Source organism: Streptomyces sp. NRRL S-1022 (genome assembly GCF_000720135.1).
Taxonomy (GTDB): domain Bacteria; phylum Actinomycetota; class Actinomycetes; order Streptomycetales; family Streptomycetaceae; genus Streptomyces.
On record NZ_JOIU01000010.1, the window covers coordinates 172,296 to 189,600 of the forward strand.

Genomic DNA, 17,305 nt, shown 5'->3' on the forward strand with positions numbered 1-17,305 from the left:
GTGACAACCGAGCCGTCCAGCTCCGCCGACCTCAGCGGCACCTTCGCCTACACCTGGGACCTGGTGGGCGACCCGGCCGCGGCCGAACGCATGGCCTCGCTCGGCGTGGAAGCGGTGGTCCTGCAGGCCGCCTACCACTCGGTGCGCGCCATGACGCCCTTCCACCCGGCGCACCGCACGGTCCACGCCACGCACGCCGCCGCATACTTCCCGTTCGACCCGCGCGACTGGCGCGGCTCGCGCCTGAGACCGGCCACACCGAACTGGGCCGTGGACGCCGCGGACCGGTTCGGCACGGCCGCCACGGCCCTGCGTAGCCGAGGACTCCGCGTCGAAGCGTGGCTGGTGCTCACCCACAGCACGGCGATGGGGGAGCGGGCACCCGACCTGACGGTGCGCAACGCCTTCGACCAGCGATACACGTACGCCCTCTGCCCCGCCAAGCCCGAAGTGACAGCGTACGCGACCCAGTTGGTCCGCTCCTTCTGCGTACGGTACGACGCCGTCGAGGTACCGGCGCTGATGCTCGAAGCCTGCGGATGGCTGGGCTTCGAGCACGGCAGCCACCACGAGAAGACGGCGGGCGCCGACCTCAGCGAGGGCTGCCGCACCCTGCTGTCGATCTGCCTGTGCACTGCCTGCCGCAAGGGAATCGAGGCCGCCGGAGCAGACGCCGACGGTGTCGCGCAGGCGGTGCGCCGCACCGTGGACGCCGAGCTGCGCAACGGCGTACGCGCACCCGGCACGCTCGGTGAGTCGCTCGGTGAGCGGGCGGCGGAAGCCGTACTGCGGCATCGCCAGTCGGTGATCGAGGACCTGACACGGCAGGTGGCGGCGGTGGCGCCCGGCCGGGAACTGCTCCTGATGGCGGACGGCGACCCGCAGGTCACCGGCCCGGACAGCGGGCTCGACCTGGCCCGCTTCGGCGGCCGGGCCACAGCCGTCGTCATCAAGTGCTGGGACGACGTTCACCGGTCCGTGGCCCGCGTCGAGGCAGCGGTCCGGGACAGCGCACGGCCGGTGATCGCCAATGTGTCCGTGCTGGAAGAGCGGCCCGCCGAACTCGCCGGCCGGGTGGCACGGCTGCTGGCCGCCGGGGCGCGGCAGATCCGCTACTACCACGCGGGCCTGGCCTCCCCGGCCCGACTGAGAGCCCTGCGCACGGCCAACGCGCGAACAGCCACCCGGACAACGGAGGGAGCAGCATGACGGACGAGCGGCTCACCGGACTGTACGTAATGGACCCGGCGCTCTTCGACGACGTGTACGGGCCGGGCGAACGCGCCGACATCGAACGCCACTTGACGATCGAGCGGCCCCGGCTCTCCGCGACGGACCTGTCCGCGGACGTGCTGGCCGACGTCGATGTGCTCGTCACCGGCTGGGGCGCACCCCGGCTCACCGCCGAACTGCTGGACAGCGCACCGCGGCTGGCTCTCGTGCTGTACGCCGCCGGATCGGTGCGGCCGCTGGTGACCGAGGAGTCCTGGGCGCGCGGGGTGCGGGTCACCTCCGGCGGAGCGGTGATCGCCGACAAGGTCGCGGACTTCACGCTCGCCCAGATCCTGTACGCGCTCAAGCACGGCTGGCGCTACGTCCTGACCGCGCGCCGTACGGCCGTGGCGGTGCCCCGCCGCAGCGAACTCGGCACCGCGGGCGCCACCGTCGGGCTCGTCTCACTCGGCGCCACCGGGCGGGCCACTGCACGTCTGCTCGCCCGGCACGGTGTCCGCGTGGTGGCCCACGACCCGTACGTGTCCGACGCCGACGCCCGTGTGCTGGGCGTCGAACCGACCACGCTGGAGGGCGTGTTCACCCAGAGCGACGTGGTGAGTCTGCACGCCCCGCTGCTGGACGAGACCCGCGGCATGGTCGACGCCGAGCTGCTGCGGTCCATGCGCCCGGACGCCACGCTCGTCAACACCGCGCGCGGCGGCCTCGTGGACGAGCCTGCGCTGGTCACCGTACTCGGAGAGCGGCCCGACCTGTTCGCCGTGCTCGACGTCACCGACCCCGAACCGCCCCACCCCGGCTCACCGCTGTTCACGCTGGACAACGTGGTGGTGACGCCGCATCTGGCCGGCAGCCTCGGTCCGGAACGGCGCCTGCTGGGCGCGGCCATGGCCGAGGAACTGGCCCGGTACGTCGCCAAGCGCCCGCTGCGGCACGAGGTGGCCGCCGTGTCGATGGAGCATGCCGCATGACCACAATCCCGTACACCCTCGTCATGGTCCCGCCCCTGCCGGCGGAGACCCACTCCTGGCCCGAACGGCTCGGCCTGGCCGTGCCGGGGATCAAGGTGCTCTGTCCCGAAACCCCCGAGGACGTACGCGCCGCGCTGGTCGACGCCGACGCCGCGTACGGCACGCTCACGCCCGAACTCCTCGACGTGGCACAGCAGTTGTGCTGGCTACAGGCTCCCCAGGCCGGTCCGCCCCCCGGCTTCTACCACCCCGCGCTCGTACGTCATCCGGTCGAGGTGACGAACATGCGGGACACCTACACCGACCATGTCGCCGCGCACACCATGGCGTTGGTCCTGGCCCTCGCCAGGCAGCTGCCCCGCTACGTACGCGAGCAGACGGCTGCCACCTGGGCGCCGGACTGGTCGGACGGGGCGGTCGTGCCGCTCGCCGAGGCGCGTGCGCTCATCGTCGGTACGGGTGCGATCGGTGCCGAGACGGGACGACTGCTCGCCGCGTTCGGCACCCAGGTGGAGGGCATCGACGCCCGGGTCACCGCTGCGCCGCCCGGCTTTGTACGGGTACTGCCGCCGGACGCCCTCGATCGCGCACTGCCCCTTGCGGACATCGTGATCCTCGCCGTGCCCCACACCCCCCACACGGAGGGGCTGATGGACGCGCGCCGGCTGGCGGCGATGAAGGACGGGGCCTGTCTGGTCAACGTGGGCCGCGGTCCGACCGTACGTCTCGACGACCTGGTCGCGGCCCTGGACACGGGACGTCTGCGGGGCGCTGCCCTCGACGTCCTGGAGCGGGAGCCGCTGCCGCCGGAGCACCCTCTCTGGCGCCATCCCAGAGCGCTGATCACCCCGCACGTGGCCGGGGTGGGACCGCATGCGGCGGAGCGACGGTTCGAGGTGCTCGCGGAGAACGCGCAACGGTTCGCCGACGGACGGCCGTTGATCAACGTGGTGGACAAGTCGCTATGGTTCTGACGACCCCGGAAGCCGACCTCCGCGCCGCCGTGACCGTCGAGCGCCTGGAGACCTTCACGGTGGCCCTGCCGACGCTGCGGGACTTCGCGGTCGCGGGAGGCGGCGTCACCACCCGGGGCCGGCCCGCCGTCCGCGTACTCGTCAAGGTCACGGCGTCGGACGGGAGCACCGGGTGGGGCGAGGCGACACCGATCCCGTCCTGGACGTACGAGACCACCGAGTCCGTCGTGTCCACCCTGACCTACTACCTGGCGCCGGCCGCGACCGGTCTGCCGCTGTGGGACCTCGACGGGCTCGTGCTGGCCTGCGACCGCGCCATCCGGCGTGGCTGGTCCACCGGAATGCCGCTGGCCCGGGCCGCCCTGGACGTCGCCTGGCACGACGCCCTGGCGCGTTCGCGTGGGGTGAGCCTCGGCGAGCTGTGGGGGAGGCGTCGCCACGACACGGTCGAACTCTGCTGGGTCGTCACGGGAGTTGACGAGGCTGCCGTCAGAGACTCCGTCGCGGAGGGACAGGCCGACGGCTATCGGCACTTCAAGGTGAAGACAGGACTCACACCCGGTCAGGACGAGGCCGCGGAAGTCGCCCGCGTGACGGCCGTACGGGAGGCCGCCCCCGACGCCCGGCTGATCGTCGACGCCAACCAGGCCGGCACCCAGGACTCCGCGCTCCGTCTCGCCCGCAGCCTCGCACCGCTCGACATCGCCGCCCTCGAACAACCACTGCCCGCGAACGACATCGACGGACTGCGCCGGTTGCGCGATCTCAGCCCCGTCCCCATCGCCGTGGACGAGAGCCTGCGGCACCCCACGGATCTGGCCTCGTTCGTCCGGATGGGCGCCATCGGCATCGCCGTCGCGAAGGTGCAGCGCTGCGCCGGGCTCACCCTGGCCCTGCGCCAGTGCCAGCTGGCCGAGGACTGCGGCGTGGCCCTGATGGGGTCGGGGCTGACCGAGTCCGACATCGGCCTCGCCGCTTCGCTGCACCTGTTCGCGGCCCACGACCTCATCGCACCCGCCGACCTCAACGGTCGGCAGTTCCTGATCAGCCCCTACGCCACGGGCCCTGTCATCCAGGTCCGCGCAGGGGTGGCCGAGGTGCCGTCAGGCCCGGGCCTCGGTATCGGCATCGACGAAGGGATCGTACGAGAGCTGGATCTGTCATGACCTGGACCGTCATGACCTTTCCGGGACTGTCATGACCTTGACATGGAGACGTGTCGTCACACGAAGGAGCCGCTCATGAAGAGTCGATCGACAACGCGCCGGTCTCACCGCCGCGCTCTCTGCCTGCTCGCAGCACCCGCACTCGCGGTCAGCGTCCTGGCCGCGGTACCCAGCGCGTCGGCGAACGCCGCCGCCTGCCCCGCGCCGGCCGCGGCCATCGGCCTGAGCAAGGCCTGGAAGCTGCAGCTGCCCATCCCCAACAGCACCGGCTCACCCCAGGAGATCTTCCAGCCCGCTCTGGCGACCTATGCCAAGGCGCCCTGGTTCACGACCAACGCGAGCTGCAACGCGATCCTGCTCCGAGCCGCCGTCAGCGGAGCCACCACCAGCAACTCCGGCTACCCGCGGTCCGAGCTGCGGGAGATGAACGCGGACGGGACGGCGACCAGGAGCTGGCCGTCCACATCGGGCACCCACACCATGGTCGTCGACCAGGCGATCACTCACCTCCCCAAGACCAAGCCGCACGTGATGGCCGGGCAGATACACGACTCCGACAGCGACGTCACGTCGTTCCGTCTGGAGGGGACCAGCCTGTACATCACCTCGTACAACACCACCCACTACAAGCTGGTGACCTCCAACTACAAGCTCGGGACCCGCTTCCAGGGGAAGTTCGTGGCCCACGACGGAAAGGTCGACGTCTACTACAACGGTGCCCTCAAGGCCACCGTGGCCGCCGCGTTCGACAGCGGCTACTTCAAGGCGGGTGACTACACCCAGGCGAACTGCAACAACTCCTCGCCGTGCGACTCCTCGAACTACGGCGAGGTCGCCCTGTACGGAGTGAAAGTGACGCACAGCTGAGGTGAAGGGGCCGCCCTTCCTGCGGAGGGCGGCCTCGTGCCTTCGCTCCCTGTTTCACCTGGCTGATCGGAGTTGACCAATGAAGGCCCCGGACACCGCCGTCCTCGACGGCACCCGGCTGCAGCAGGCGAGGGTCCGCCTGGAGCAAGGCGACCCGCAACTGCGGCGAGCCGCCGAGGCGTTGACGGCCCGCGCCGACCGGTGGCTGGACCAGGGCCCCTGGACAGTCGTCGACAAGCCCAGGCCCGCACCCGGCGGCGACGTCCACGACTACCTGAGCCAGGCCCCCTACTGGTGGCCCACCGAGGCTCCGACGGCCGACAACCCCTGGGGCTGCCCGTACGTCCAACGGGACGGACAGCGCAACCCCGAGGTCGACTCCGGAACCGACCGCCAGAACCTCGAGAAGGTCTTCGACTCGACGTACGACCTGTCCCTGGCCTGGTACTACACGGGCAAGCAGGTGTACGCCGAGAAGGCGGCCCTGGTCCTGCGCACCTGGTTCCTCGACCCGGCCACGCGGATGAACCCGCACCTGAACCACGCCCAGTTCATCCCCGGCAAGTACGACGGACGCGCCATCGGCGTCATCGACTTCTCGCAGTCGTACACCAGCGTCGTCGACGCCGTCGCGATCCTCGACACGGGCGCGCCCGGCTGGACGAGGGCCGACCGGACGGTGATGTCCCGGTGGAACTCCGACTTCCTCGACTGGTTGAGGAACAGCGACTTCGGCAAGGAGGAGGAGACGGCGGCCAACAACCACGGCACCTTCCACGACATGCAGCTCGCCGCCCTCGCGTACGCGACCGGCGACAAGGACCTGGCCCGACGGACCGTGCTCGACGCACGCGTCAAGCGCATCGACCCACAGATCGCGGCGGACGGCAGCCAGCCGCAGGAGCTGACCCGGACCAGGAGTTGGCACTACTCGACATTCGACCTGGTCGCCCACACCCGGCTCGCGGCGATCGGGGAGCGCGTCGACGTGAACCTGTGGGACTACCGGGGACCGGACGGGCAGAGCCTGTTCAAGGCCGTGGACTACCTGCTCCCGGCCGCGACCGGAACCGCCGCCTGGCCGCACCCGGAGATGGAGTTCCTCCGGTACGCGGCGACCGACGTCGTCCACGCCGCGGCCGACGCGGGAGACGAACGGGCACAGCAGGCCGTCCCCCTCCTGGAGGCACCGCCCGGCGGTGACCTGTGGGCGCTACGCCCGGCGGCCGAGCAACTGGACTCCATAGCGGCCCGACCGGCACCCGCGGGCGGGACGCGTCGGCCGTTCGGGCTCAGCTCGCGGCGAAGCGGTTGAGCACCTCCGACGCTGCGCGATGCGGTTGATGAGGATTTGATCGCAGTCACACCGTGTCGGCGCATCGAACTTCCGCCGGAGGCCGTCAAGCCTCCTAAGTGGTTCACGCAGCATGCGCAGGCGCAGGCCGGTGACTGGCTTCGCTCGCGTCTCTTTGTTGTTGAGGTCAGTGCGACATCGGGGATAAGTGAAGTGGTAAGGGGCGTCTGGCGTTGGCCCCTCGATTCCGCCGCGGTTCGAGAGAGGGAGACGGCAACCAGCACAGTCGCAGCGGCACGGTCTGCCACGGCGCAGCCTGCGCTCCTGGCATCGATCGGGATCCGGGCGCATCTGACGCACGGCTGTGGCAGTGACGCACGTTTGACGCACGAGGCTCTTCAGGGGGCCTGAATTCCGCCCTCAATAACGTCTCTGATCTGCATATTTCCCGGGACTGGGGTAACCTGCACACCTTCCCGATGACGCACCATGTGGAGTGCGTGGCGATCCTGGAGCCTGCCGAAAAGGGCCGCTGACCTGCGGTTTTGTGTGTGGGCATTGTGTGCGGTGTGGGCGTTACGGGGGCTGTCCTGATGCTGAAATGACGCTCTTCCTGACGGGATGTCACCTGATTGATCATGCAGGTCATGCCAGGTGGAGGGCGCGTTCCCGCCGGGCTGTCTTTGCCGGAACTTGAAGGAAACTCGGCCGAGTTCAATAGGTCGGTCCGTAAGGGCTCCAGTGCCCGAGGAAGGGCCTTAGGTCGTCGGCTCGCGGGTCGGGACGTCGGGCAACCGGGGTGGTGAGCTCAGCGGGTCAGCGAGTCCTACTACATCCTCGACGGCGATGGCGTCGAGGCGGCGTGCGGCGGCTTCAGCGCCACGGCACGTGACGTCGCCCGGCTCGGCGAGATGCCCCGCTGCGGCGGAGCGGTCGGCGACCGGCAGGTCGTACCCGAGGAAGTGGCGACGACGATCACCAGCGGCGTCCCCGACGGCTATCCCCGGCGCGTCCGGTTCCCCGCCGCACCGCCCGACTCACCGGCCACGCTCTCCTGCCACGGCCTGTGGTGGATCCCGAACGGCCCCTGCGGCTCCTGCGTGGCCAGCGGTGCCCACGGCCAGCGGCTCTTCGTCTCACCCGGTCTCGACCTCGTCGCCGTCCACTTCGGCTCGCAGGTCATCTCCCCGGACGTGCCGGTCGCCCCGCTCGTCCAGGCGTTCCTGCGGATCGGGAGTCAGACCTTCTCCGCGGTGACGCGCGGGTGGTCGGCGGTGAGCATGACCATGTCCTCGATGTCGGAGGTCAGGATGGTGACGCGGCCGGGCTGGGCGAGGGCGGTGGCGCAGAGCATGGCGTCGATGGCGTACTTGTGGCCGTGCAGTCCGGCCCTGCGCAGCAGGGCGGTAGCGGACTGGGCGATCGCCTGGGTCACCGGCTCTACCCGCAGCCGCGACAGCGTCCACTTCAGGGCGGCGTCGTTGATCCGAGGGTGGATCACCTCGACGAGCACCGCAGCCGAGGTGAGCACCGGAAGGTCGGCGTCGCGAGCGGCGGTGAGCCACTCGTGGACTTCCCGGTCGCGCTGCACGGCCTTGGCCAGCCCCTCGCTGCCCAGGACGAGCGCGCCGCTCACGCGGCCGCCCCGGCGTCCGATGAGGTGCCGCCGGTGAGCCTGGCCCGCTTGGCGGCCACGCCCTCGGGATCGGCGGGGCCGTGGGTCTTGTCGAAGTCGGCGATCAGCTCGTCGAGGTTGTCACGCTCGATCTGCCGCTGCGCGGCCTTCTCCAGGTACGCGGACACGCCCCGCTTGCCGACCCGCTCGCGGATCGCTTGCAGGGTGCCGGCGGTCAAAGAGACGGAGATACCACTGCTGGGACCGTCGCCGGGAAGGAAGTCGGTGTCGTCGTCAGCCATGACACGAGTATGGCATTTCAAATGCCATAGGGCGAGATCCACGGCGGCGCAGAGCCTCGATTGCCCTTCGGTTCTGCGTCAGAGGCTGCACGAAGCGCCCGTAGCGCACGTAATCCACATTGATCTTGAGTCCGTTTTGTGCCTCGCGAGTCGCTGAACTGCGGTTTTTTTACAGTGTCGACCGCACTCGGTCCGGTGGGCCGCCCGTCGCGTTCCGGCGTCACCTGCTCCGGGGTGCGGTCGTGGGGTTGGCGAGGATCTGTTCGCGTCCGGCGGTGAGGGCGGCGTCGGCGCCGAGGGCTTCGGGGATGACGGTGACGGGGGTCAGGAAGACGGTCCGGCGCAGCCCGAGCCGGGCGTCGATGCCGGGCCTCAGCCAGGGCGGCCAGTTGGCGAGGTGGCCGCCGAGGGCGATGTGGCCGGGGTCGGCCAGGCCGGTGACCGCCTTGAGTGCGGCGCCCCGGGCGTGTCCGCCGCGGTCCGGGGCGGCCAGGGCGAACGGACGCGATGGTTCGGTGAGCGCCGAACCGTCCGGCCGGTACCGTGCCAGGTCCTGAGCGGGAGGGACCCGCGCTGGTGACGCCGGAGGCGACCCGATGCCGGAGACGGACCTGAAGCAGCAGCTCGTCGAGCGGTTCCGCGAAATCAACGGAGACCATCCGATGACCGATGCCGACGACGTGTACGTCAGCGCGCAGTTCGCTGTTCTGGAGGAACTGTGCGCAGTCCATGGCCGTGATGCCGATGCGGTCCGCCGGCTGATGCTGGAGCAGCGTCTGCCGCTTCCGGGATACCTGCGCTCCGACGGTGCGGAGATGGTGCCGGCCGATCTGTTCGCTCTCGCCGACGAAGCCGGCGGGGTGGAGCTGCTCGAAGCGTGGTTCACCGCTCACTGGGCCGACCCGGTCGCCGGGAAGGCGGAGTGGAACGCGTATCTCAGCGGACAGTACGTGTGCCTGCACTCGGTGACCCCGGCCGCCATTCAGCGCAAGGATCACCTGACGACCGCGATCGGTGCCGCAGCGAACGAGCCGGATGCGAGGTCAGCGCGGTGGTTGGACCGGCTGCACGCTCTGGTCGACGAACTCGACACGCTGGAACCGGCGTTCACGGCCTACGACCGTCTCCGGTTCGGCGGACCCACGTCCCGGGACACCTGCATCGACGCCGTGCGCGCCCGCTTCCCGCGCCCGTGACCCGGAGTCGTGGGCGGCGCGTTTCACGGCCCGCCACCGTGGCCGGGCGGACCCCGCATGGGTGTTCTCACCGACGCAGGGTGAACGCGGGGCGCACCAGACGAAGGTCGTCCACACCGAGAGCGGCGAACTGCGGCGCGAGCCGGCTCGACGGGCTCGTGGTGTGCACGGTGACATGGCGCCCTGCCGGCCGAACGAGGACACGGCTCCGATGACCACCACACGAGCGTGCTCCTCTGCCGCTCGGTGCGGATACGCCTGTACCGCGTCCACCTGATGGCCGGAGGTCGGTCGGCTCAGCACGGTCTCCGGCGGCCCGCGCGCCCGTTCCCCCAGCTCGCAGGCCGCTGACCAGCGAGCAGGTGGTCTCCGCGGCCCTGAAGAACTTGGAACGCGGTCGCACGATCAGTATCCCGAGTCTGCGCTACCGGCTCCTGTCCCAGGCGCTGCGCCACCTGCCCCGCGCAGTGACCGCCGGCCCGACGGCACGCAGGTGATGCCTCCCGAGACGCTGCGCTCCCGCCGGGTCAATATCTGTGCCCGCGAGCAGAGATTTCAACGGAACAGCCGGACAGATTCTCTGTCGCATTAACCGGAGTGGGATTCTGCACCGTACACAGACCGCTGCGGCATGCTACTGTCGATGTCAGTTGCAGTTGTGGTTCCCAAACTTCAAGCGCCTTCCGGTCGGCACCTGTGCCGCGGGAAGCGCTTTTGTTATCCGGCTCTTTTTCCGGACGGGGTGATCATCGCGGCGACACGGGGTCCGCGCAGTGCGGATCCCGATGCACTGCCCCAAAGGAGAAATGACATGGCTACGGGTACCGTGAAGTGGTTCAACGCGGAAAAGGGCTTTGGCTTCATCGAGCAGGACGGTGGCGGCGCCGACGTGTTCGCCCACTACTCGAACATCGCCGCCCAGGGCTTCCGCGAGCTGCTGGAGGGCCAGAAGGTGAGCTTCGACATCGCGCAGGGCCAGAAGGGCCCGACGGCCGAGAACATCGTTCCCGCCTGACGCTGACTGTCGCGTATTTGTAGCTGGGGCCCGCGTCCTTCGGGGTGCGGGCCCCGGCTACTCGCATTTTCCCGCAGTGTTTTCGCCTGCGGACGACAACCAGGAAGCCCGTAGGCTCACCGCATACGGAGCATCCTTCAGGGGTGTACGCATCCCTGCCCGGATTCATCGCGCTGGACTCCCGAACGCCGCGTCCGTGCGCACCACTCATCCAGCTCCTGTGCCCGCACAGATTCTTCGTCGGTCAGATGAGCTTTCGCATTCCACCGGCTCATTCTTGCAATTCTCTGTGCTGCTGATCGCTGCGGGAATTCCTTGACATGTGCCGCATCGAGGAAGGTTCCGCATGAACCGCACACGCACGAACGAACGCTTCGCCCGCACCCGTAACGGCAGTGCCGAATCCGGAAGGGGTGGCAGCCGCCGATTCGGTTCGTCGGCCGGGAGCCGTTCCGGTGGTCCTGGACGTCGGCCCGCCGCGGTCCAGGGGGAGTTCGCGCTGCCCAAAACGATCACTCCCGCGCTCCCCGCCGTGGAGGGCTTCGCCGATCTCGACATGCCCCGGGCGCTGCTGGGTGCGCTCAGCTCGAACGGCGTGACCGTACCCTTCCCGATCCAGGCCGCCACCCTGCCGAATTCCCTCGCCGGCCGCGACGTACTGGGCCGTGGCCGTACCGGCTCCGGCAAGACCCTCGCCTTCGGGCTGGCGCTGCTGGCCCGTACGGCCGGGCAGCGCGCCGAGGCCAGGCAGCCGCTGGGGCTGATCCTCGTGCCCACGCGTGAACTGGCGCAGCAGGTCACCGACGCGCTCGCCCCGTACGCCCGCTCCGTGAGGCTGCGGCTGGCCACGGTGGTGGGCGGAATGCCGATCGGCCGGCAGGCGAGCGCGCTGCGCGGTGGCGCCGAGGTCGTCGTCGCCACACCGGGACGCCTCAAAGACCTGATCGACCGCGGCGACTGCCGGCTGAACCAGGTCTCCGTCACCGTCCTCGACGAGGCCGACCAGATGGCCGACATGGGCTTCATGCCGCAGGTCACCGCCCTCCTCGACCAGGTCCGCCCCGAAGGCCAGCGCATGCTGTTCTCCGCCACTCTCGACCGCAACGTCGACCTGCTCGTGCGCCGCTACCTCACCGACCCCGTCGTGCACTCCGTCGACCCCTCGGCCGGCGCGGTCACGACGATGGAGCACCACGTGCTCCACGTTCACGGCGCCGACAAGCACACGGCCACCACCCAGATCGCCGCACGTGACGGCCGCGTGATCATGTTCCTCGACACCAAGCACGCCGTCGACGGTCTCACCGAGCACCTCCTGAACAGCGGGGTACGGGCCGCCGCCCTGCACGGCGGGAAGTCACAGCCACAGCGCACCCGCACGCTGGCCCAGTTCAAGACCGGGCACGTCAACGTGCTGGTGGCGACCAATGTCGCGGCGCGCGGCATCCACGTCGACAACCTCGACCTCGTCGTCAACGTCGACCCGCCGACCGACCACAAGGACTACCTCCACCGCGGCGGCCGAACCGCCCGCGCAGGAGAGTCCGGCAGCGTCGTCACCCTGGTCACCCCCAGCCAGCGCCGCGGCATGACCCGTCTCATGGCAGCGGCCGGCATCGTCCCGCAGACCACCCAGGTCCGCGCCGGCGAGGAGGCCCTGCACCGCATCACCGGCGCCCAGGCCCCCTCCGGCATCCCGGTCGTCATCACCGCACCGGTGGCCGAGCGCTCCAAGAAGCGCGGCGCCCCCTCGCGAGGCCGACGCCGCGCCGTCCCGGCGGCCCGCCGCGCGCCCGCACGGCAGTCCGGCGCCGGTGCGGCGGCATAGAACCTTGGTGATCAGGAAGCCGGCCCAACTCCGCAGGAGGCACCCTTTGACGCTGGACCAGACGCAGTTCCGCCCGGCGAGCGCCCACTCCGCGCACGGCACGGTGGCCGACACCATGGACGCGGCCGGACCGCAGGTCTGGGAGGACATGACCGTGGAGGTGGCACTGTCCGTGATGGCCGCCGCCCGTACAGGTCATCTGGTCGTCTGCGACGAGGACGGTACGGGCACCGGCCTGGTCACCCGGGACCGGCTCACGGCCGTTCGTGACGGTTCCGGATACACGGACCGGATCCGCCTGCGCGACATCGCCGACGTCATCGGGCCCTTCGCCGCGCCCCCGGCCACGAGGGCCGAAGCCGAGCGCGCGATGCGCTGCCGCCGGCTCGGGGCTCCGCCCGTGGCCGACGGACACGGCAGCGCCCTGGGCGTCGTCGCCCTCTCCTGCTGAACCGCCCTCGCCCCTGCCCGGCCCCGTCCTCTCCTCTGCCCGGAGGCATCATGCGCTGTGTCATCGCCCGCTTCCCGTTCGACCTGACCAGGAGCGGCGTCGTGGAATCCATGAAGGACGTCACTCCTGAGCCGGTCACCGGTGAGTTCGTCGTCATCGGGCGACGCCACTACCCCGCCAAGCAGGTCGGCCAGGTCATCACCCGCCAGGACCGCCGCGATTTCAGCACCGGCGAAGTCCTCAGGGCCATGACCCGACTCGGCTTCACCTGCCGCACCGGCCCCGACGCCGCGTCCGCCCCCCTGGCCGGGCCGTACGAGCCGGCTTCCGCACCGCTCGGCACTCCCCCTGACCGCCTGACCTACGGACAGGTGTGAGCCGAACGGAGCAGTGCGGCCCACCGGCGTGGGCGCCGGGATCGCGGATGCGTGGCCGCAGACCGGCCGGAGGCCGGCGCAGCACCAGGGCCGGCGGCTGGTGTCGCAGTTCCTGAGGGGCCTTGGTGCCACACGGCACCAAGGCCCCGCCACGCGTTCCACAGAGAGGTGAGATGACGGCGGACGAGTCGCTGAGCCGTCTCGACGACGAGTCCGTCGGCCGCGGCCTGAGGTGAGCGGGCCCGCCGGCACCGGCGGGCTACAGCCGCGCGTGGCCGGGCCGTGGCGCGCAGAGACGGTGCTCCGGTCCGCCCCTCCGACACCCGTTGTGGTGCCCCGGCCCTGTTCGGGAGGAAGAGACCGCACAGGTGATGGATCAACCAGCCCCGCTCTCCGGGTACCGTCAGGGTATGAGTCATCCGCACCCCGAGTTGAAAGCCGCACCGCCCCTTCCCGAAGGAGGGCTGCGGGTCATTGCCCTGGGCGGCCTGGGTGAGATCGGCCGCAACATGACCGTCTTCGAGCACGCGGGCAAGCTGCTCATCGTCGACTGCGGGGTGCTGTTCCCCGAGGAGACGCAGCCCGGCGTGGACGTGATCCTGCCGGACTTCACCTCGATCCGGGACCGGCTGGACGACATCGTGGCCGTGGTCCTCACCCACGGTCACGAGGACCACATCGGCGGCGTGCCGTACCTGCTGCGCGAGCGCTCCGACATTCCCGTGGTCGGCTCCAAGCTGACGCTGGCCTTCCTGGAGGCCAAGCTCAAGGAGCACGGCATCCGGCCGCGCACGGTGCGGGTGCGGGAGGGCGACCGGCGTGGCTTCGGGCCCTTCGACTGCGAGTTCGTGGCGGTCAACCACTCCATCCCCGACAGTCTCGCGGTCGCGATCCGCACCCGGGCCGGGATGGTTCTGCACACCGGCGACTTCAAGATGGACCAGTTCCCGCTCGACGACCGCATCACCGATCTGCGCGCCTTCGCCCGCCTCGGCGAGGAGGGTGTGGACCTGTTCCTCACCGACTCCACCAACGCCGAAGTACCCGGCTTCACCACCTCCGAGCGCGAGCTGAACCCCGCGATCGAGCAGGTGATGCGCACCGCGCCACGCCGGGTCATCGTCTCCAGCTTCGCCAGCCACGTGCACCGCATCCAGCAGGTCCTGGACGCCGCCCACCAGCACGGCCGCAAGGTCGCCTTCGTCGGCCGCTCGATGGTCCGCAACATGGGCATCGCCCGTGACCTGGGCTATCTGAAGGTCCCCTCCGGTCTGGTCGTGAGCACCAAGGAGCTGGAGAAGCTCCCGGACCACAAGATCACTCTGGTGTGCACCGGCTCCCAGGGCGAACCGATGGCCGCGCTGTCCCGGATGGCCAACCGCGACCACGTGATCCGCATCGGCAAGGGCGACACCGTCCTGCTCGCCAGCTCCCTCATCCCCGGCAACGAGAACGCCATCTACCGGGTGATCAACGGGCTCACCCGGTGGGGCGCCCACGTGGTCCACAAGGGCAACGCGAAGGTGCACGTCTCCGGGCACGCCAGCGCCGGCGAACTCGTCTACTGCTACAACATCGTCAAGCCCCGCAACGTCATGCCCGTGCACGGTGAATGGCGCCACCTGCGGGCCAACGGCGACCTCGCCATCCGTACCGGTGTCGACCCCGAGCGGGTCGTCATCGCCGAGGACGGCGTCGTCGTCGACCTGGTCGACGGGCGCGCGTCCATCACCGGCAAGGTCCCCGCGGGCAACGTTTACGTGGACGGCATGGAAGTCGGCGGCGCCACCGAGGCGTCCCTCAAGGACCGCCTCACCCTCGCCGCCGAAGGCGTCGTCACGGTGGTGGCGATCGTCGACGCGGACACCGGCGCCCTCGCCGAGGCCCCCGACTTCCTGGCCCGGGGCTTCGTCCACGACGACGCCACCTTCGAGCCGGTCATCCCCGTCATCGAGAAGACCCTGGCCACCGCGGCCGAGGAAGGCGTCGGGGACGCGCGCCAGCTCGAACAACTCCTCGCCCGCGCCGTGGCGAACTGGGCGTTCCGCACCCACCGCCGCAAGCCCCTCATCATCCCCGTCATCATCGACGCCTGAGCCGTACCGGGCAGGCGTCCGGGGCCGGACGCCGATGTGCACGAGGTGAAACCCGGCGACGAGTCGTTCCCGATGTCCAGTCGGCCCGGCAGGTGTCCGAGGCCGGCCCCGGTCCGGGACGCATGGTTCTCGGAGCCGGGGAGGCGCCGTCGCCGGCAGCGCAACCGGCCGGGCCTCCTCAGCCCGGGAAAGGCTCGTGGACGCGGAGTTCGGCCCAGACGGTCTTGCCCCCGGCTGGATACGGGTCCGTGCTCCAGCGGTCGGCGAGGGCGGTGACGAGGAGCAGACCACGGCCGTCCTCGGCATCCGGCGTCGGCTCCGGCTTCGTGTTCTCGCGAGGCGGTTGCTCGCCGCGGGCATCGGTGACCGCGATGCGCAGGGCACCGGTCGCCGTGTCGAGGGTGAGCGAGACCCGGAAGTCGCGGTCCTGGACGCGGCCGTGAAGGGCGGCGTTCGCCGCGAGTTCGGCGACGATCTGCTCCGCCCGTTCGATGGCCGCGGGCGGTACCTGCCAGGCCCGGAGCTGTCCGACCGCGAGCAGCCGCGCCAGGCGGGCGCCGCGGCGGGTGGAGGACAGGAGCTGGGAGAAGGCGCGGACGCAGGGCGCGAGGTGGGGTGGGGTTACGTGCATGGGCCCACCGTGACGGGCGCGCGGGGCCGTGTGCCAGGAGTGCGGCCCGTACGGTGCGTCAGCGTACGGACACGTTCTGTGGACGGTACGGCCGCCTTGCCGTCACCCTGGGTGCTGCCGACGGCGGAACACGGCACGGTTCGTACGCATCTGGAGGTGGCCGCGGATGACGGTTGGCGTGAGGGAGAGCGAGGACGTCCCGGCCGGTGAGGGGGAGCGCGAGCCCGATCCGTCGGACAGTCTGCGGACGTTCGGAGCCGTCGTCCAGGCCCTGCGTGAACATGCTGGACTCAGCAGGGCCCAGTTCGCGGAACTGGTCCGGTTCTCCAAGCACACGGTGGAGTCCGTGGAGTTGGGGCGGCGGATGCCGGACGAGTCCTTCGTGGAGCGGGCGGAGCAGGCTCTGGGCAACACCGGGGCGCTCAGGAGGGCAGCGCAGTTCCTGACGCGGGGTGAAACCGGGCTGGCAGCGTGGTTCCGGCGGTGGGCCCGGCTGGAGAAGGTCGCGGTGAGTCTGTGCACGTACGAGTGCCGGCTGGTGCCGGGGCTCTTGCAGTCGGAGGGGTACGCGCGGGCGGTGTTCGAGGGGACCGTACCCGTGGCGCCGGACCATCTGCTGGAGGACTTCATGGCCAGGCGGATGGAGCGGCAGCGGATGCTGTTCGAGCGGCCGACGACGCCGTTCAGCTTCATCGTGGAGGAGCACGTGTTCCGGCGGCGGTTCGGTGACGCCGGGCAGATGCGGGAGATGTTCGACCACGTGCTGGAGCTCAGCACGCCGCGCAATGTGATGCTGCAGCTTGTCCCGCTGGAGGCTGGACTACATGCTTGCCTGGATGGACCCCTCCAACTGCTGGAGACGCCCAAAGGCCAGCAACTTGCTTACTCCGAGGGGCAGCAGAACGGCCGCCTGATCACCGACCCAAAAGAGGTGATTCTGTTGCGGCAGCGCTATGACACACTGCGCTCGCAGGCCCTGAACACCAAGGACTCGCGGGGTCTGCTGGAGCGACTCCGAGGAGAACTATGAGCGCGACTGAACTCGCCTGGTTCAAGTCAAGTTACAGCGGCAGCCAGGGAGACAGCTGCATCGAAATCGCCGTCACCCACCAGGCCGTGCACGTGCGCGACTCCAAGGACGTGGCACGTCCTCACCTCGCCGTCGGCCGGGACGGGTGGGCGAGGTTCGTGCGGTACGCGGCGGGGTCCTGAACCGCGCCGGCAGCCTGCCGGTGACGCGCCGGGAACCGGACCGTCATGCCCGGCCGGCGTCCGGCACCGGATCCCGG

The 17,305-nt window shown here is 70.2% G+C and carries 18 protein-coding genes; 14 read left to right on the forward strand and 4 right to left on the reverse strand.

Going from position 1 to position 17,305, the window contains the following annotated elements:
* The 6 genes from IG05_RS0115640 to IG05_RS0115665 all read left to right on the forward strand — a co-directional run bounded on the left by IG05_RS0115640 (nucleotide 1) and on the right by IG05_RS0115665 (nucleotide 6,526).
* The gene (locus IG05_RS0115640; protein WP_051789863.1) at nucleotides 1-1,209 is read left to right on the forward strand and encodes a hypothetical protein; all 1,209 of its coding nucleotides are present in this window, start codon (nucleotides 1-3) and stop codon (nucleotides 1,207-1,209) included.
* The gene (locus IG05_RS0115645; RefSeq protein WP_030343014.1) at nucleotides 1,206-2,204 is read left to right on the forward strand and encodes a hydroxyacid dehydrogenase; all 999 of its coding nucleotides are present in this window, start codon (nucleotides 1,206-1,208) and stop codon (nucleotides 2,202-2,204) included. Before IG05_RS0115640 ends, IG05_RS0115645 begins: the two co-directional genes overlap by 4 nt.
* Nucleotides 2,201-3,178: a D-2-hydroxyacid dehydrogenase gene (locus tag IG05_RS0115650; protein ID WP_030343016.1), complete on the forward strand. Its 978-nt coding sequence runs from the start codon at nucleotides 2,201-2,203 to the stop codon at nucleotides 3,176-3,178. Before IG05_RS0115645 ends, IG05_RS0115650 begins: the two co-directional genes overlap by 4 nt.
* On the forward strand, nucleotides 3,169-4,344 hold the full coding sequence (locus IG05_RS0115655) for a mandelate racemase/muconate lactonizing enzyme family protein (RefSeq protein WP_037813839.1): 1,176 nt from the start codon (nucleotides 3,169-3,171) through the stop codon (nucleotides 4,342-4,344). Before IG05_RS0115650 ends, IG05_RS0115655 begins: the two co-directional genes overlap by 10 nt.
* A 75-nt stretch (nucleotides 4,345-4,419) precedes the next feature.
* Nucleotides 4,420-5,211, forward strand: coding sequence for a polysaccharide lyase family 7 protein (locus tag IG05_RS0115660; RefSeq protein WP_030343019.1), 792 nt, complete (start codon nucleotides 4,420-4,422; stop codon nucleotides 5,209-5,211).
* A 79-nt stretch (nucleotides 5,212-5,290) separates the two neighbouring features.
* Nucleotides 5,291-6,526: an alginate lyase family protein gene (locus IG05_RS0115665; RefSeq protein ID WP_078894195.1), complete on the forward strand. Its 1,236-nt coding sequence runs from the start codon at nucleotides 5,291-5,293 to the stop codon at nucleotides 6,524-6,526.
* Between the two features lie 1,216 nt (nucleotides 6,527-7,742).
* Here the strand turns inward: IG05_RS0115665 and IG05_RS0115670 are convergent.
* The 3 genes from IG05_RS0115670 to IG05_RS0115680 form a co-directional block, all read right to left on the reverse strand.
* Entirely contained in the window at nucleotides 7,743-8,141 is a 399-nt protein-coding gene (locus tag IG05_RS0115670; RefSeq protein ID WP_030343023.1) for a type II toxin-antitoxin system VapC family toxin, read from the reverse strand.
* Nucleotides 8,138-8,422 (reverse strand): hypothetical protein, encoded by a 285-nt coding sequence (locus tag IG05_RS0115675; RefSeq protein ID WP_030343025.1) that lies wholly within the window; start codon nucleotides 8,420-8,422, stop codon nucleotides 8,138-8,140. The genes IG05_RS0115670 and IG05_RS0115675 overlap by 4 nt, the downstream gene beginning before the upstream one ends.
* Before the next feature lie 220 nt (nucleotides 8,423-8,642).
* Complete coding sequence (locus tag IG05_RS0115680; RefSeq protein WP_030343028.1) at nucleotides 8,643-9,071, reverse strand: hypothetical protein; 429 nt, start codon at nucleotides 9,069-9,071, stop codon at nucleotides 8,643-8,645.
* On the opposite strand from IG05_RS0115680, the gene IG05_RS0115685 reads away from it, so the two are divergent.
* The 6 genes from IG05_RS0115685 (at nucleotide 9,019) to IG05_RS0115710 (ending at nucleotide 15,385) form a co-directional block, all read left to right on the forward strand.
* Nucleotides 9,019-9,618: a DUF6058 family natural product biosynthesis protein gene (locus IG05_RS0115685; protein WP_030343029.1), complete on the forward strand. Its 600-nt coding sequence runs from the start codon at nucleotides 9,019-9,021 to the stop codon at nucleotides 9,616-9,618. The two genes, IG05_RS0115680 and IG05_RS0115685, sit on opposite strands and share 53 nt — an antisense overlap.
* An 811-nt stretch (nucleotides 9,619-10,429) precedes the next feature.
* Nucleotides 10,430-10,633 (forward strand): cold-shock protein, encoded by a 204-nt coding sequence (locus IG05_RS0115690; RefSeq protein WP_004986771.1) that lies wholly within the window; start codon nucleotides 10,430-10,432, stop codon nucleotides 10,631-10,633.
* A gap of 346 nt (nucleotides 10,634-10,979) precedes the next feature.
* Complete coding sequence (locus IG05_RS0115695; RefSeq protein WP_030343032.1) at nucleotides 10,980-12,461, forward strand: DEAD/DEAH box helicase; 1,482 nt, start codon at nucleotides 10,980-10,982, stop codon at nucleotides 12,459-12,461.
* A gap of 46 nt (nucleotides 12,462-12,507) precedes the next feature.
* Nucleotides 12,508-12,912 carry a CBS domain-containing protein gene (locus IG05_RS0115700; protein WP_030343033.1) on the forward strand — a complete coding sequence of 135 codons (405 nt, stop codon included), beginning with the start codon at nucleotides 12,508-12,510 and terminating at the stop codon, nucleotides 12,910-12,912.
* 50 nt (nucleotides 12,913-12,962) lie between these two features.
* Nucleotides 12,963-13,289 (forward strand): SCO5918 family protein, encoded by a 327-nt coding sequence (locus IG05_RS0115705; RefSeq protein WP_030343035.1) that lies wholly within the window; start codon nucleotides 12,963-12,965, stop codon nucleotides 13,287-13,289.
* A 410-nt stretch (nucleotides 13,290-13,699) separates the two neighbouring features.
* The gene (locus IG05_RS0115710) at nucleotides 13,700-15,385 is read left to right on the forward strand and encodes a ribonuclease J (RefSeq protein ID WP_030343037.1); all 1,686 of its coding nucleotides are present in this window, start codon (nucleotides 13,700-13,702) and stop codon (nucleotides 15,383-15,385) included.
* 178 nt (nucleotides 15,386-15,563) lie between these two features.
* Here IG05_RS0115710 and IG05_RS0115715 read toward each other — a convergent pair whose 3' ends face one another.
* Nucleotides 15,564-16,016, reverse strand: coding sequence for an ATP-binding protein (locus tag IG05_RS0115715; RefSeq protein WP_037813842.1), 453 nt, complete (start codon nucleotides 16,014-16,016; stop codon nucleotides 15,564-15,566).
* 166 nt (nucleotides 16,017-16,182) lie between these two features.
* Between IG05_RS0115715 and IG05_RS0115720 the strand changes: the two genes are divergently transcribed.
* On the forward strand, nucleotides 16,183-17,046 hold the full coding sequence (locus tag IG05_RS0115720) for a helix-turn-helix domain-containing protein (protein WP_030343040.1): 864 nt from the start codon (nucleotides 16,183-16,185) through the stop codon (nucleotides 17,044-17,046).
* Nucleotides 17,043-17,228, forward strand: a complete 186-nt coding sequence (locus IG05_RS0115725; RefSeq protein ID WP_030343042.1) for a DUF397 domain-containing protein — start codon at nucleotides 17,043-17,045, stop codon at nucleotides 17,226-17,228. The genes IG05_RS0115720 and IG05_RS0115725 overlap by 4 nt, the downstream gene beginning before the upstream one ends.
* Nucleotides 17,229-17,305: the final 77 nt, after the last annotated feature.